The sequence below is a fragment of the Bacillus sp. PPSBB_2 genome, assembly GCF_045291115.1.
Classification (GTDB): Bacteria; Bacillota; Bacilli; order Bacillales; family Bacillaceae_G; genus Bacillus_A; species Bacillus_A cereus.
In genome coordinates, this window is the sequence record NZ_CP147983.1 from 2,303,868 (window position 1) to 2,319,243 (window position 15,376).

Sequence of the window (15,376 nt, forward strand, 5' to 3'; positions counted from 1 at the left end):
GGGCATAACTCGTCGTTTTTTACTCTTTACAAACCTGTCACAAATATAGTCAATAATTATTGGTATAATGAAAAGGAAATTTTACTCAAGAGGTGAAGGAATGTTCAAAAAAATTATTGATTCTTTATTAGGAAAGAAAAAATATCGTTCGTATTCAAGTAGTGATTATCGTCGTAGAGGGCGCTCGTATTCAAGTAGCGACTATAAACGACGTTCATCTGGTTATGGACATCAACATTATAAAAGAAAACGTAAAAGCCGTAGCTTCTTTTCAAGTAGCTGATGAAATGGTGTCGTGTACTAGCATTATTTGATAGACCACTGCGAAAAAATACAATTGTTGCAGAACGTTATAAAATTGAATCAGTAATTGGAATGGGCAGTTATGGGGTTACATACGTCGTTAATGATTTACAAACAAATAGATATAAAGTCTTAAAACAATTAAGACAAAGTAAACAAAGATATGAGTCTGGTAGAAAATCATTTGAACAAGAGAAAATGATTTTACAAACATTAAATCATTATGCAATTCCTAGTCTATATGATCATTTCATATGGGAGAAAAAGAGCTTCTTTGTGATGGAGTACATGCCTGGTGAAAATTTTGAAGATTATATTTTCATAGATGGGTATGTATATACAGAACGTGAAGTTTTTAAGATTTTATATGAAATATTAGAAATTGTATCGGTGTTTCATAGTGAAGGCATTATTCATCGAGATTTACGCATTCCAAACATACTAATGAAAGAAAATCAAATTAGTATTATTGATTTTGGATTGGCTAAATGGAAAGGTGAGGATGATGAGCGAGCTACAACTTACGAAGGTGAACAAGCTTTGATGCGAGAAGTTCACTTTCGTAGCGACTTTTATGCGCTCGGTCATTTCTCATTATTTTTATTATATGCAGGATATGAATCTAATGAAAAACAGGAAAAACCATGGTACGAAGAATTAACTTTGGAACATTATAATCGCGAAATTCTTATGCGAATGTTACAAATAAAAACGCCGTACTATGAGAATGTACAAGATTTAAAACAAGATGTAGCTTCTGCTTTAGAAAGGATGGAGACTCCATGTTTCAAAAGTTTTTAGCAAGCGTTGGTATTGGAAGTGCAAAGGTAGATACTGTTCTTGAAAAAGATGAGTATATTGTTGGGGAAGAAATAGTTGGAAAGGTTCATATAACTGGAGGTTCAGTTAGCCAACAAATTGAAAGCATTTACTTAACATTATCGACGTCGTATGTACGAGAAGTGGATGATAAAAAAGTAACAGCAACATATGATTTAGAGCGAGTACGCTTAACAGAACCTTTTTCTGTAGAACCGAATGAAAAAGTTGAAATTCCATTTTCTTTTCCAATGCCAATTGAAGCACCACTTACACTTGGTATGAAAACGGTTTGGATTCATACAGGTCTTGATATTAAACGTAGTATAGACCCAAGTGACCGCGACTACGTTCAAGTGTTACCCAATGCATTATTAAGTAGTGTTTTAGATAGTGTAAATGAATTAGGGTTTAAAGCACGTCATATAGAATGTGAAGAATTACCGCACCGATTACGTAAGCAAGTTCCATTCGCACAAGAATTTGAGTTTATTCCGGTTTCTGGAGAGCACTATGGGAAATTAGATGAATTAGAATTATTAATCTTGCCACGTGCATACGACCGACTAGAAATTATTATGGAAGTAGATAGAAAATCCCGTGGTTTAGCTGGATTATTCGCTGAGGCGCTTGATCTTGATGAGAAGGTGATTCGTTTTACCGTAACAAGAGAAGATATCCCTGAGATGAAGCGGAAAATTAATAATTATATTTTTTAATAAACTATGCATAAAAAAGAAATGGAGAGGAAAACTAAAACAACCGCTCCATTTTTTTGCATAGTGAGGTTATGTATGTGAAACGATATCGACATTTATACTTGCTAAGTTTTACGTTACTCATTTGTTTTGTCGTATTATCACTTTCGTATCATACCGCTTGTATTGAGAACTTTGACAATATAGTCGCACATTTTATTCAAAGCTTTCGAAATGATTATTTGACGACCTATTTTACTTGGGTGTCTTTTATCGGTTCCAAAAGAATATATTTTCCATTACTCATTATTCTTGTAATGTATTTTCTCGTTAGAAAAAAGTTGCTTAGTGCGTTACTTCTAACAATTAATTACTACGGATCTCGTTATTTAAACAGTATGCTTAAACTATGGTATGAACGAGCAAGACCTGATGTTACGCAGCTTGTTACTGCAACTGGATATAGTTTTCCGAGCGGTCATACGATGAATGCTACTGCTTTTTTAGGATTTATTGCATACGTCACAATTACTGAAGAGCGTATTTCGTTGCATAAAAAATTGTTAATTATTCTTATAGCAAGCTTTGTTGTATTATCTATTTCAGTTAGCCGAATATATCTTGGCGTGCACTATCCATCTGACATATTAGCAGGATGGGCAGCTGGCGGTAGCTGGCTCGTTTTATGTGTTATATTCCATAAAACGTTCATAAAAAAAGAACCTATGTCATAATAGGTTCTTTTTTCATTGGCTCAACATGAATGTGTGCATGGTAAATTCCAAATTTTTTGCGCAGCATAGCTTCGATGTTGTCGGTAATACAGTGACTTTCTCCAACATCCATGCGAGCATCTACTTCAATTGTAATATCAACGTACGTTTGATTCCCATACATACGTGCTCGAATATCTACAATGTTTTCCACACCGCCAATATGCTCAATAGCATCAGCGTATTCTTCCATTTTATCAGGATCAATTCCATCTGTTAGCATATGAGAAGATTCTACGAAAATCTCCCATGCAGTTTTACAAATAATAAGACCGACAATTAAAGCGGCAATAGGGTCTAAAATAGGCATTTGGAACTGAGAACCGACAATACCTACTACGGTACCAATACTTACGAGTGCATCTGATAAATTATCCTTTGCAGCGGCTTCTAATGATTTACTTTTTGTTCGTGCTGCAATTTTTTTCGTATACAAATACACGCAGTACATAACGACAGCAGAAAATAAAGCAACCCATGCAGCGAGTACATTAGGCGCTGCTTGTTTCGGATTTAAGAAAGATTGAATGGCACTAATAACAACTTCTAATCCGACTGTTGCCATAATGAAGGACGCAACAAGTGATGCGATTTGTTCGGCACGCGAATGCCCATACGGATGATCTGGGTCACGAGGTTTACGAGATATTTTTAGACCAATTAATATCGCTAAAGAAGCACCGATATCCGTTAAGTTATTTAAACCGTCAGCGCGTAATGCGCTAGAGAGGGTAATATAACTGATGATGATTTTCATAGAGGATAAAAATATGTAGGCCATAATGCTGACAATAGCACCTTTATCAGCTTCTTTATGAGAAAGAGTATCCATTTTAATCACTCACCTTTCTTTAAAGGAATTTCTTTCTATAAATAGAGTATCAAACGAAAGTCGTGTGGGTCTATACAAACATTGTTGACGTTTTATAGCTTTTTAAGAAGGGGATAACAAAGTTTCGTAAAGGAAAAATATGTTGAAAAGTACAAAGTCAAGGTGTGAACCTAATTGGAGTTTATTTACTAAAGAGATAGGAGGGTAGATGGATGAGGAAACGAATACTTTTCTTACTACGTATTATTCTTATCATGACAAGGTGTAATTCATTAAACGATGAAAAACTTCAAAAGATAATTGTGAAAATAGATGAAAACCCTCTGAAAAATATTTTCCAGAGGGCTTTCATTTTAGTATGCTTCTAAAAACTCAGTAACTTGCTCTTCTGTTTTTGCATTAGCACTATGTAAGTGGCCTAGCTTCTCACCGTTTTGGTATACAAGTAAACTTGGAATACCCATTACTTGATACTCTTCAGCGATACTTGGAAACTCATCTTTATTGATAGAGTACCATTCAAATTTATTGAACTCTTCCATTACATCTCCGATAAAGTTGTCCATACGTACGCAATCTGGGCACCATGTAGTAAAGAACTTAACAACTACAGGCTCCTCGCTTGCGATGATGTCTTTGAATTCTTGTTCTGTTTTAATTTCTTTCATAAGTAAAACTCCTTTCAATATCACACGAATTTATATGCAAAATTCGTATTTGCAAACATGTTGCAAACTTATTATTTGTTTTTTAGTTTTGTAGTTCGTTCACACTTATAAAATTATATGTAACATGACTGCGCTACTAAGTGTGAAAATAATGGAACCTCACTTTTCTTTATAAGCTTTTTCCAGGATTGTGTCAAACTTTTGAATTTTATACAGAAATTAAAGAAGCCCACACTTTGATTGAGTATGGGCAGAGTGACTAAAATTAATCGCTTATTAATTTCGAATAGATATTTAAATCGATAAGCTTTCCAGCTGATTTTTCGCTCTTTCTCAGAATCCCTTCTAGATTAATTAACTTTTATTATACAAGAAAATTACTACATTGAACAAAGGCGTTAATTGGAGGTAACGAAATGACAAACTCATCAATTGAATATTGCGTTCAGTGTGATTAAGAAAGTGGTGTATAAAGATGGGAAGAGATGAGAGTTACTTCCAAACTAAAAAAAGAGTAGATAATTTAAAAACATTTTACATTCATTTAACCATCTACATACTAGTCAATCTGATGCTTTTTTTACTTTTTAAGTAGTGAATTAGCTATTTTTTATTTTAATTACAAAAATTGAATAAGGTTAGAAATTATATGGTTGTAATGGGAATTGAGGGATATGAATAAAAAAATTTTATCCCGCTATTTGTCGGGCAGTAATACCCCCACCTCAAAATTCAGCGGAAGCAAAGAAGTTAGGTGGGGTCGGGCTGCCAGTAAAAGCCCGATTGGTGAGAGCTGATTAAAGTTTCACTTTATTAGGGATTTGCCTTAAACATTTATTACAGTCAAGAATATTTATAATAATATGAACTAAAAAAGGTCCAATTTTTGTAATGTTGGAGGGGATTATTGTGGACATAACTCAAAGTGTATCAAGAATAGTGGTTAATGGGAAAGACCTTTCTTTCACTTCAGTTCAAACCTCTGCATGGAATCATGGACCTGTAAATGATTTAATCGTTACGACGAATCAGAGAGTGAATGAGCTTTATCAATTCATGTGGTCGCAAGTACCGGTTACGATTTCGGTATATTTCCTTCAAGGAGCGGATTTACTGAGGTTCGTTAGGGTTGCGGGAATTAATGAGCGTGTAACAGGAGAATATGTATATCATTTCATTTGGTGATAAGAAGGAGTCAAAGTAGTCTAGCAACTACTTTTTTATTTTGTCATTTGAATATAAGCGAGCGGACTAGCTTTATAGTACCCACTGAAATAAAGAATCATAATATAATTTGTAATAAATTATACGGGAAGGGAGCTGAGAATCATGTTTTATTCATATTTTAATTCTGAAACTGGTATGCGACCAGCATATGGTACATCTATAACGTATAGTGGAGCACAAAGTACAGTCCAAGCTATTCAACAAGCATTGCAAATGCAACAACAAATGCAAATGCAGCAGCAAGGAGTACAACCATATTACTCATCCGTAGAGTATTTTTACCCAGTACATCATGTTACACCGTACGGAAGTTCTTTTCTTACTATTCCATATGGAACTATATACAACTTATAACTAGTAAGGAATGAAGTGGTGTATATAAATAAGGGTGCAGATTAATAGCGCCCTTATGAATAATAAAAATAGCTAGTCCAAACCTTATAAATCAATCTTACATAATATATAGTAATAAGTTTGAAAGGGGAATCAGTATGTCTTGTTATTACTACTGTAAGTATTGTAAGGAGTATAAAAATAAGCATCATGATTGTTGTAAGAACACTAGTAAGTGTCATGATAACAAGGACAATCTTGTTAGAGCATCGGCATTTAGAGCTAGAAATACTGTGAATCAAAATGTTCCTGCTAATACTTTTGTGAAAGTGTTATTTCAAAATGAACAATTTGATTTAGCGAATGAGTATAATCCAGCAACATCTATTTTTATGCCGAAGACTAAAGGTGTATATTCTATTATTGGAACGATTGGTTTCTTTCCAAACGATCCAACTTTAAATTATAGAGCGCGTGTAGAAATTCGTGTGAATGGAAACGCAGCGATAGCTATAGATAATGACTTTTTTGGTCCAATAAGTTTTGGAAATGTCGTAAGTGTTTCGACGATTGTTCAATTGAATGCAGGGGATGAAGTTGAGATTTATGCACAAAGTAGTATAGATGGAGTTTTAAGTCCTTTAGAAGATGGTGCACATTTTGAAGCAGCAAGATTTCCTTCTCCAACTAAATAAAACTGATCATTAAATGTTTTTTAGTAGGTTTAGTTAATTCCCTTACCAAATGGTAGGGGATTATTATTGTTTTTCTAAAATATATAAGTAAATAGGTAAAGCGTAGTTTAATTTGTAGGGGCTTCAACCTTCTTCAGATAATAAACAGAATAATAAGTAACATGCTTGTAAAAACGCATTGTTAGTAAGTTTACTAGTTTTCTTATAGAACAAGAAAGACGGAATACATAAAAAATCGTATCATTATGTTTTTTCTTTACTATATAGAAATTATATATTGAACATAGATTTGTGTAGGGAATGCTAATACACTGAAAAGAATAGCATAAAGGCGATTACACTATATAAAAACAAAATTAATCCTAAGATGAGTAGTATTGGATGCAACTTGAACATATTTGACCTCCTTGAGTATATAAAGAATTTTAATATATTGTTGGTCAATTTAGAAGGGGGACGGTTACATAAAAAAAGAGCATACATAAAAAGTACGCTCCAAAGAAAGATAGGTTTTATGAGTGGATAATCTCCATACGATAATATATGTTCTTTTCATAAAAACGTGTAAAAAATCAATGAATTATCAATGGAATATCATAACATGAGTAATTTTAGTCTAGGAATGCAGTTATTTTCTTTCTCGGTTATTTTAGGTAATAAAGTTGTGAAAATCGTGCATTATGCGGACTAACAACGGGATAGCGATCGTACTTCCGTTACATATTTCTTAAAGTCTGGGTATTGCGTGATAGTTTGACATTTAGGGGTGCATAGTTGATTAATTATAGACACATTTGTAATTACTTCGTTACAAGGACCGAAAAATGTAATTTTTAGCTTTGAATTTGGTGGGATTTTGAACACGATAGGTTTTTTTTCCATGAAATCAGCTCCTAATATTGAGTATTATAATTTAATGGATATAGAGTCGTATTAGTATAATATGAAATTTCAGTGGATTTGCTTATAATAAAGAATTTTATAGTAGTAAAAGTGCTTAAAGATGTAAAGTCTAGTGGTAATAAGTCAAGAGTAAAACAAGACTGATTTTTTCTAGGTGCGATTTTTTCAGCATACGGAAATAGACCCGACCAAAAATGAAATTTTTTCGGGCCGTTTCCAAGATTGCGTCAATAACAAAGTGTTATTTTTCTATCACGCTCCTTGGTGGCGTGTAGAGTTGATGGTTACGTAGTAGCGTATCCACCAGACGCACAAATTTTCTTGCGGTTAAGACGATGGCTCTTTTGTGTTGATGTTTGGGTGTTTCTTTGTATTTCTTTTGATAAAATGCTTGATATTCAGGCAAATATCTTCTTACTGAATTGGCAGCCTCAACTAAGTAATAGNCTCGCCTACGAGAATACAATGACAACTTTTGGGGGCTACCTTTTGAACTACTATCCAAAAGCCCAATCAGTTATCGAAACAGCTAGTGTGTTGGTAGTGATAGCAATGGCTCGGGTAACAGACTTTTTATCGTAGACAGAGCTACAGGGGAAATGAGCAAATTCCCGATGGATCCTTTCCATACATCCATTGTATCTGGGAAATTCAATAATATCGAAACAAATTCCGTAAGGAATCTTGTTATCTATTTTTTTTAAAATCAGGGTAATTAGAAAGCAGAAATACTGATCTAAACTATATTCTACGAGGGGAAATTGAGAATGGGAAATAAAATGTTTAATTAATATAATCAATAAATACGCAAATGGTTAATATAACTAATGCATTTTTTTGTTTGTTACATATTATGTTAGTAAGAATGGTATAAGGAGGTAGTATAAAATAGTGGAAGAAAATGTACAAGCTCAGCTTTCGCCACCGTGGATCACATATTTTAATGAATTAAAAAATTCAATAGGTGCTGATCCAACTGTTACAGTTGGGCCGCTTATTCCTGTTGGTGGTAATTATATTATTTTAGTGCATGCGTTAAGCAACGAAAAAGCGAGAGCATTAGCAACGCTTTTAAAATCTTTTGTACAATTTGGGAATGTAAGTGTGACAGTTATTGTAACGAATAATGAGAATGAAATTGTAAATCCATTTCCTTGTCCACTAGATGCATTTGAAATAGCTCATTTATTTCAAGTAGCACTAGAAAATAATCCTTATTTTGAACAAGTTGTGGTACAGCCTCAGTTCCCTGGCGGACCGAATGTTGTTTTTCCGGTTTTCGCTGCGGAAGTCATTCAGTTTTTCAATGACGATATTTCTAACTTATGTCAAACGTTTACAGGTGTTGCTGCCAATGTGTTTCGTGATGTAATGAATGATGAGGTTTGTGGTATCCCAATTCTATTTTCCACAAGTTGTGTTATGAGCAGTGAAAACTCACAATTACAAAATACAGATTTAGCACCAAAGTTGTTTTATTAAACTGTAAAAAGACATTTTCAGTAATAGAAAATGTCTTTTTTATGCACCAATAGTGTTCAGGTTGGAAAATAGCAATTTAATAGGAGTAAACTTCAATTAATTAAAATTTTTCTAAATCTCAAATTTCATGTAGAGGTAGTAATTTTGACTTAAGAGTATATAGAAAATGAGGGATGAAATTTTTTAGTTGAAAGGAAATCGATACTGAAAGTTATAATTTAATAATACAGGGAATTTTTTTTTAATATCTGTAAAAATGATTGATAGGACGAGATTACATAATAAATGAATAGTAGGGTATATTTCGAATGTTTTATGTGGCATACATGTTAAAGTTGATAGAAATATTTCTGAAAGAGAATATATTTTGAAAAACAGTAAAGATTCTTTTTATTTATATTATAGATAGCTAGTTTTAGAGAGAGGAGGCTTACAATAAAACAAGCTATGAATAAGACATTCAAAAGGAGCTGGAATGTATGGGGTATATTGTAGATATTTCAAAATGGAATGGAACTATTAATTGGGATATTGCAGCATCTCAGCTAGATTTAGTGATTGCTAGAGTTCAAGATGGCTCTAATACGGTGGATTTTATGTATCAAAATTATGTTAGTGAAATGAAAAAGCATAGTATCCCATTCGGTAATTATGCTTTTTGCCGTTTTATATCTATTGCTGATGCAAAGAAAGAGGCACAAGATTTTTGGAATCGTGGTGATCAATCTGCTAAGTTTTGGGTAGCGGACATAGAAGTTCAAACGATGGTAGATATGCAAGGCGGGACACAGGCATTTATTGATGAATTACGCCGTTTAGATGCGGAAAAAGTAGGATTATACGTAGGGCATCACACGTATTTATCATTTGGAGCATGTAATATTGAAGCTGATTTCATATGGATCCCTCGTTATGGAGGGAATAAGCCAGCATATCCATGCGATATGTGGCAATATACGGATTCAGGGAATGTTCCTGGTATTGGGAAATGTGATCTGAATCGATTAGTAGGAAATAAGTCACTTTCTTGGTTTATAGATTCCAACAAAGCAAATCAATCTAACATAGTGTATACACAGCAACCGAATGGCATTGGTATTGCAGTTTCGAAATATCCTGATGGATACGGAATAAATTTATATGAAACTCCCATGACCCCTCAATTTACAGGTGCACTCACTCAGAAAATTCCATATTTAATCTTAACAAGTTATTGGGGAGGCGGTGAGCAAGATATGATTTGTTTAGGGAACGATAAGCAGTGGGCATATTTAAAACATTTTAATGTGAAATGGTTTTATGGAACTTCGAAATATCCTGTCGGTTACGGAGTAAATTATTATGAAGAGCCTGAATGTATGAATTATAAAGGGAATATAGATGGATCGACATCTTTTCGAGTGTGGGGTAGAGTGGGAAATGCGATAGATATCGGGCAGAATAGTTGGATACCTGAAAAACATGTAATTATTAAGTAACTATAGCGGCAGTATTGTTTTTAAGGAGTATGTAAAGAGTCTTCTTACTATACATAATAGTAAGAAGACTCTTTACGTTTAAAAATGAAAATACATGATACATAGTCTACTCATATGAAATGAATTACATGTAGAAAACACACTGTTTTCACAATGACTGTGTATAGTTAATTTGCATAATGATAAAAGTGAGGTATTTGAATTGAAAAAGAAAAAAATATTTATTGGAACAATTATTTCATGCGTGATGCTAGCATTATCTGCATGTGGTTCCTCAGACAACGTAGTAACATCAAAAGTAGGGAATGTTACAGAGAAAGAATTAAGTAAAGAATTACGACAACAATATGGAGAAAGTACTTTATATCAAATGATGTTAAGTAAGGCATTGTTAGATAAATATAAAGTTTCAGATGAGGAAGCAAAAAAGAAAGTAGAAGAAGCAAAAGATAAAATGGGTGAGAACTTTAAATCGACTTTAGAACAACTTGGGTTGAAAAACGAAGATGAATTAAAAGAAAAAATGAAGCCAGAAATTGCATTTGAGAAAGCGATTAAAGCAACAGTTACAGATAAAGATGTGAAAAATAACTATAAACCAGAAATGAAAGTAAGTCACATTTTAGTGAAAGATGAAAAAACGGCTAAAGAAATAAAGGAGAAAGTAAATAATGGTGAAGATTTTGCTGCCTTAGCAAAACAGTATTCAGAGGATACTGGTTCAAAGGAACAGGGCGGGGAAATATCTGGTTTTGCTCCTGGGCAAACAGTGAAAGAATTTGAGGAAGCTGCGTATAAATTAGATGCAGGCCAAGTAAGTGATCCGGTTAAAACAACTTACGGTTACCATATTATTAAAGTGACGGATAAAAAAGAATTGAAGCCATTTGATGAAGTAAAGGATAAAATTCGTAAAGATATAGAACAACAAAGACTACAAGATACGACAGGTAAATGGAAACAACAAGTAGTCAATGATTTATTGAAAGATGCTGATATTAAAGTGAATAATAAAGAATTTAAAGATACATTTAAATTTCTAGAAAAGAAATAATGACTGTAATCATAATTAGAAAAGGGAACTCATATAGAGTTCCCTTTTCTAATTAGTGTGTGAGTTATAAATAGATAGTAAGACAATACAATATTACATTTAAATATTAAGAATTACAATGGAAAATTATGGTTTATAATTATTTCAACGAAAGTGGATATTCTACGGTTTTCATTATGCAAGTTTATTACATATATTTACTCTTTAATAATGAATATCGAACATAATTTAAAAAATAATACATATAATGTTTTTGAATAAATATTTAACATGGATAATTAGTAAAAAGCTGAGCATTCGATTGGAAAGGATGCTCTTTTTGTTGTGAAAATTTTAGGATAAAGAATGAATCGTTTTAAACGCATCATTTACCACATCAATAAATTAAGGTGGGGAGAATATATGAAAGTAATCTTTCAAGGAGAGGGCGGAGCGAAAATTTTTGAGTCATATGATGAAAATATAAGTGATTTATTAGCTATATTAAAAGAAACGAAAGGGATTAAAATCGGAATTGTTGAGTATAAAGTGTTAAAGTACGAACTTAATTATTTTCGTCATCCGAAAAAAGCGGATACAGAGAGAGAGTTACATATAATAGTACAACCTAAGTATATGTAATGAAATATAATAATAAAAATCACTGATTCAGTTTTGTAAAGTTCCATAGAGTATGTAAGAAAAGAGAGTGTTGTAAATGCTCTCTTTTCTTATGCTTTGTGAGTTCGTTCATCATAGTATATGTGTTCAGTTATAGATGGTTAATAAACGAAAAAATTTAAAACTTTTTTGTTTAGGCAGGGATTTTATATTTGAGTAAATAAATATACTATGAAGTATTTTTTATACGAATATTGGAGGAGTATAAAATGAGTTTAGCAAGTTACATAGGCTGTAATGTAGAAATTCCGTTAACGGAGCCCGATTCTAATGATGTAATTGTTTTTGGACCATGTTTTGCAGATGAAAGTATGCTTGAAATTGTACAAGAGTATCAATTCCAAAAAAATTACATATATGAGGTTTCAACTAGTTGGGGAATTGAACTTGTCGAGTGGCAAAACGTAAAGGAAAAAAAAGAAGCGAAAGAAAAACTTTTAACTTTATGCAAGATTATGGAAGGTTATTTGGAAGATGGAGACTATTTTGAATTATTCAGTTGTTGGGTTGGTGATGAAGATAAGGAACGAGTAGGGGAATTGAAATTAAAAATAAATCATTTTAATATAGATGAATTATGTATTCCAGAAAGAACATTAGTTAGGATAGAAAAATAAGCTTTGAATATTTTTTAGAAAAAGGCGATTTCACTTTGTATGAAGTCGCCTTTTAGTTTTTATATGCATTTTATATAAGAAATGAAAAGTTTATTTGATAAAGGAAAAAATATGGAGATAAATAAAATTATGTTTTTTGTTAAGAAATAATAAGTATAGCTCTTCTCAAAGGAACGTAAGTTCGTGTATAATAAGAACGAATGTTCTTTTAAGAGGTAACCTAATTATAGTTTAGAAGTAAATTCGAGTTTAGTAAGTATTAAAAATAACTAAGGGATAGCATGAATAAATAAATGTATAAATGATCAAGGAGATAAAAAATGAACGATGTAAAGATACAAAAAGAAGAAAGAGAGTGGGTTCCGTTTACAGTAATGTCCGAACAACTTTTAAATATGAGAAAGATTATTGGAGAGAAATTAAAAGTACAAAAACCGCTTTTAACAAATGAAGCAAAAGAGAGGATTTCTGATAAATTATTAACGTCATTACTGTCTGAGAAAGAAATATTGGTAACATATTTTGAAGATGGTTACATATTAACAAGCTACATGACTGTTGTACATATCAATCCGGTAAAACAAATTGTAATTTGTACAGACGCCTTTTATAAAACTTACGTATTTAACGCTATGGATATTATTGAAATAATGTAAAAGAAGCTGAATATTAAATGGCAGCTTTTTTTATTTCTGATTTATGAGACAAATAATATAAGAAAAAGCAGCTAGCTTTGTGCTAGCTGCTGAGCCCCAGGGAAAGGGAGAAAAAGATAGGGTACTCCAAAATCGATAAGAGCTGTCAAACAGCCTGATTATAGTATAGACAAATTAAAATTTTCTATACAAAAAGTTGAACATAAGATTAGGCTGTACCCACTTGGTTTTGATCTGCAAGGTCAGAATCAAATGTATTGGTCGCGCTAACACCGCTAAAAGTATTAACAACAAAACCAACGTTTGATGCGCCGGAACCATTATAAGCTTTCGTATTTTCTTTCGGAGAAACGTTGTAGAAATCACCTAAGTTAAATGATCCATTACTATTTTGTACAACTAAATTTCCTACAACTGATGGCATAATTTTCACCTGCTTTATAATAAGTTGTTAACATTACTATATGGAGTTATAGTCCAGATGGTTCATATAATAAAAATTGTGGAATAGTAAAACGTTTGGAGCATGGATTTCAATAAAAGTGTGTTAAAATTAATATAATAAAGTTGAGTAATTTTTTAAAAAAATTTGTATAATTGATATATATGAAAATAAAGGAGGCAAAATGTAATGAAAGATATTATGAAAAAAGTTGATTTAACAGATGCCAAATCAAGTAATCTTGTTGCACTAATTTATAGTAATGAAGTTATATTAGTTGAAGACGCATTTTGTCCAAATGAAATAAAATTAAAGTTTAATGAAATTGCAATTTTATCTGCAATTAAAACAGCTCATATTGCGAAAGTGTCTATTAGGAAAGAACTTGAAGCGCTTTTTCATGATACGGGTGTTATATTAGTGAAACAAAATGTTGATTATGGTAGTAGCCAATCTATTACCATGCATTTTGAGCAATTTAAAAAGTTGCAAGATGAGATTGAACATTTAAATAAAAGTATGTAATAAAGCAGCTAAATAAAGGTTCTATCATAAAGGTGGAATGTGTTGTGTTGAAAAAGTGGTTTAAAAATTATTTGGGTGAATCGCATTGTAAACATAAATATATTTTTATTAAGATGCAGGATAATGAGAATTTTAAAAAAGGGACATTAGGTGTAGTTTATATTTACCAGTGTGAGAAATGTGGAAAAGAGAAGTTGAAATGTAAAAACAATAATGAAATAAACAATGAATTTTTAGATATATAGCAAAAAGTAACCATGATGGTTACTTTTTTGGTTTATGTATACAATATCAAAACCATTACTAAAGTATGAGTTGAGTTGATACTATAGTAAATCGCTGAATAAAAATGAAGAGAGTAAGATATAGGGAAGGAGGATGAGAGAAATGAAGCGAAAAGAAATTAGTAAATCTGTAATTATTACAGGCGTGACACAAGGGTTAGGGCGTGCGATGGTTGATCGATTTCATGAATTAGGGTGGAACATATATGGTTGTGGACGTTCAAAAGATAAAATTGAAGAACTAAAAAAGCAGTACAGTAAAATACATGATTTCCAAGTAATTGATGTTTCAGATTCTCAGCAAGTTAACAATTGGGCAAATTATATACTTAATACACATACAGCTCCCGATATGATAATAAATAATGCATCGATTGTAAATCAAAATGCACAACTTTGGAAAATTACGGCTCAAGAATTCGAAAATGTAATGAATGTAAACGTGAATGGTGTAGTAAATGTAATAAGAGCATTTGTTCCAGCGATGGTAGCTAGGAAAGAAGGAATTATCATTAATATGAGTTCTAGTTGGGGGAGAGAAGGTGAGGCTGAGCTTGCGCCATATTGTGCCTCGAAATTTACTATTGAAGGTATCACTAAATCTATGGCCCTGGAATTACCCCATGGCATGGCTGTAGTTGCTTTAGATCCTGGAGGGAGTATTAGTACTCCAATGCTGAAGTCATGTGCGCCACAATATATAAATGAATCGCCTACACCTGAAACTTGGTCACATAAAGCAATTGAATATATATTGAATATAACAATAGATAAAAATGGAGATTCATTGACATGCCCAGCATGCATATAAAAAGCACCTTTAAGGTGCTTTTATATTAGTAGCACATTATATCATTCACAAAATTACATCTAAAAAATAAAATAAAAGATTAAGGGTGAGATTTGTTTGTTTTGAAAGCTTTAGAA

General features: G+C 32.3%; 20 protein-coding genes and 2 pseudogenes. 17 read left to right on the top strand and 5 right to left on the bottom strand.

All coding sequences use genetic code 11. The annotated features are described in order from the left end of the window. The first annotated feature begins 100 nt into the window (after nt 1–100). The 4 genes from V6946_RS11575 (at nt 101) to V6946_RS11590 (ending at nt 2,554) form a co-directional block, all read left to right on the top strand. The gene (locus tag V6946_RS11575) at nt 101–283 is read left to right on the top strand and encodes a hypothetical protein (RefSeq protein WP_000473371.1); all 183 of its coding nucleotides are present in this window, start codon (nt 101–103) and stop codon (nt 281–283) included. Next, nucleotides 283–1,104 carry a protein kinase domain-containing protein gene (locus V6946_RS11580; protein WP_006927693.1) on the top strand — a complete coding sequence of 274 codons (822 nt, stop codon included), beginning with the start codon at nt 283–285 and terminating at the stop codon, nt 1,102–1,104. Before V6946_RS11575 ends, V6946_RS11580 begins: the two co-directional genes overlap by 1 nt. Beyond that, nucleotides 1,086–1,841: a sporulation protein gene (locus V6946_RS11585; RefSeq protein WP_000486626.1), complete on the top strand. Its 756-nt coding sequence runs from the start codon at nt 1,086–1,088 to the stop codon at nt 1,839–1,841. Before V6946_RS11580 ends, V6946_RS11585 begins: the two co-directional genes overlap by 19 nt. 77 nt (nt 1,842–1,918) lie before the next feature. Further along, entirely contained in the window at nt 1,919–2,554 is a 636-nt protein-coding gene (locus V6946_RS11590) for a phosphatase PAP2 family protein (RefSeq protein ID WP_000833370.1), read from the top strand. On the opposite strand, the gene V6946_RS11595 is transcribed toward V6946_RS11590, so the two are convergent. Beyond that, the gene (locus tag V6946_RS11595) at nt 2,544–3,425 is read right to left on the bottom strand and encodes a cation diffusion facilitator family transporter (RefSeq protein ID WP_000380385.1); all 882 of its coding nucleotides are present in this window, start codon (nt 3,423–3,425) and stop codon (nt 2,544–2,546) included. The two genes, V6946_RS11590 and V6946_RS11595, sit on opposite strands and share 11 nt — an antisense overlap. Before the next feature lie 353 nt (nt 3,426–3,778). Next, nucleotides 3,779–4,093 carry a co-chaperone YbbN gene (locus V6946_RS11600; RefSeq protein ID WP_000658787.1) on the bottom strand — a complete coding sequence of 105 codons (315 nt, stop codon included), beginning with the start codon at nt 4,091–4,093 and terminating at the stop codon, nt 3,779–3,781. A 475-nt stretch (nt 4,094–4,568) separates the two neighbouring features. Between V6946_RS11600 and V6946_RS11605 the strand changes: the two are divergent. The 4 genes and pseudogenes from V6946_RS11605 to V6946_RS11620 all read left to right on the top strand — a co-directional run. Continuing rightward, nucleotides 4,569–4,679: pseudogene (locus V6946_RS11605) on the top strand (2TM domain-containing protein); the annotation flags it as partial. A gap of 323 nt (nt 4,680–5,002) precedes the next feature. Then, nucleotides 5,003–5,278 (top strand): hypothetical protein, encoded by a 276-nt coding sequence (locus V6946_RS11610; protein ID WP_000355695.1) that lies wholly within the window; start codon nt 5,003–5,005, stop codon nt 5,276–5,278. Between the two features lie 144 nt (nt 5,279–5,422). After that, a complete protein-coding gene (locus tag V6946_RS11615; RefSeq protein ID WP_000500100.1) occupies nt 5,423–5,674 on the top strand; it encodes a DUF3947 family protein in 252 nt (83 codons plus the stop codon). A 137-nt stretch (nt 5,675–5,811) separates the two neighbouring features. After that, nucleotides 5,812–6,348 carry a C1q-like domain-containing protein gene (locus V6946_RS11620; RefSeq protein ID WP_016122449.1) on the top strand — a complete coding sequence of 179 codons (537 nt, stop codon included), beginning with the start codon at nt 5,812–5,814 and terminating at the stop codon, nt 6,346–6,348. 687 nt (nt 6,349–7,035) lie between these two features. On the opposite strand, the gene V6946_RS11625 is transcribed toward V6946_RS11620, so the two are convergent. Further along, nucleotides 7,036–7,230 (bottom strand): hypothetical protein, encoded by a 195-nt coding sequence (locus tag V6946_RS11625; RefSeq protein WP_000412555.1) that lies wholly within the window; start codon nt 7,228–7,230, stop codon nt 7,036–7,038. 262 nt (nt 7,231–7,492) lie between these two features. Continuing rightward, nucleotides 7,493–7,711: pseudogene (locus V6946_RS11630) on the bottom strand (IS110 family transposase); the annotation flags it as partial. A gap of 431 nt (nt 7,712–8,142) precedes the next feature. Here V6946_RS11630 and V6946_RS11635 point away from each other — a divergent pair. The 6 genes from V6946_RS11635 (at nt 8,143) to V6946_RS11660 (ending at nt 13,198) form a co-directional block, all read left to right on the top strand. Beyond that, nucleotides 8,143–8,733, top strand: a complete 591-nt coding sequence (locus tag V6946_RS11635; RefSeq protein ID WP_000392281.1) for a hypothetical protein — start codon at nt 8,143–8,145, stop codon at nt 8,731–8,733. Between the two features lie 479 nt (nt 8,734–9,212). Then, nucleotides 9,213–10,211: a glycoside hydrolase family 25 protein gene (locus tag V6946_RS11640; RefSeq protein ID WP_336455859.1), complete on the top strand. Its 999-nt coding sequence runs from the start codon at nt 9,213–9,215 to the stop codon at nt 10,209–10,211. A gap of 202 nt (nt 10,212–10,413) precedes the next feature. Further along, nucleotides 10,414–11,265, top strand: coding sequence for a peptidylprolyl isomerase PrsA (locus V6946_RS11645; RefSeq protein ID WP_000727348.1), 852 nt, complete (start codon nt 10,414–10,416; stop codon nt 11,263–11,265). A 402-nt stretch (nt 11,266–11,667) separates the two neighbouring features. After that, nucleotides 11,668–11,886, top strand: a complete 219-nt coding sequence (locus V6946_RS11650; protein ID WP_000864271.1) for a hypothetical protein — start codon at nt 11,668–11,670, stop codon at nt 11,884–11,886. Between the two features lie 248 nt (nt 11,887–12,134). Further along, on the top strand, nt 12,135–12,542 hold the full coding sequence (locus tag V6946_RS11655; RefSeq protein WP_006925988.1) for a hypothetical protein: 408 nt from the start codon (nt 12,135–12,137) through the stop codon (nt 12,540–12,542). Nucleotides 12,543–12,862: 320 nt separating this feature from the next. After that, complete coding sequence (locus tag V6946_RS11660) at nt 12,863–13,198, top strand: YolD-like family protein (protein ID WP_002024004.1); 336 nt, start codon at nt 12,863–12,865, stop codon at nt 13,196–13,198. 208 nt (nt 13,199–13,406) lie between these two features. Here the strand turns inward: V6946_RS11660 and gerPF are convergent, their stop codons facing one another. Further along, entirely contained in the window at nt 13,407–13,622 is a 216-nt protein-coding gene (gene gerPF, locus V6946_RS11665) for a spore germination protein GerPF (RefSeq protein ID WP_001141569.1), read from the bottom strand. A gap of 207 nt (nt 13,623–13,829) precedes the next feature. Here gerPF and V6946_RS11670 point away from each other — a divergent pair, with 207 nt between their 5' ends. From V6946_RS11670 to V6946_RS11680, 3 genes are all read left to right on the top strand, one after another. Then, on the top strand, nt 13,830–14,165 hold the full coding sequence (locus V6946_RS11670) for a hypothetical protein (RefSeq protein WP_000651907.1): 336 nt from the start codon (nt 13,830–13,832) through the stop codon (nt 14,163–14,165). A gap of 44 nt (nt 14,166–14,209) precedes the next feature. Then, nucleotides 14,210–14,410, top strand: a complete 201-nt coding sequence (locus V6946_RS11675) for a hypothetical protein (protein ID WP_000915146.1) — start codon at nt 14,210–14,212, stop codon at nt 14,408–14,410. A gap of 142 nt (nt 14,411–14,552) precedes the next feature. Beyond that, nucleotides 14,553–15,260 (top strand): SDR family oxidoreductase, encoded by a 708-nt coding sequence (locus V6946_RS11680; RefSeq protein ID WP_006926006.1) that lies wholly within the window; start codon nt 14,553–14,555, stop codon nt 15,258–15,260. Nucleotides 15,261–15,376: the final 116 nt, after the last annotated feature.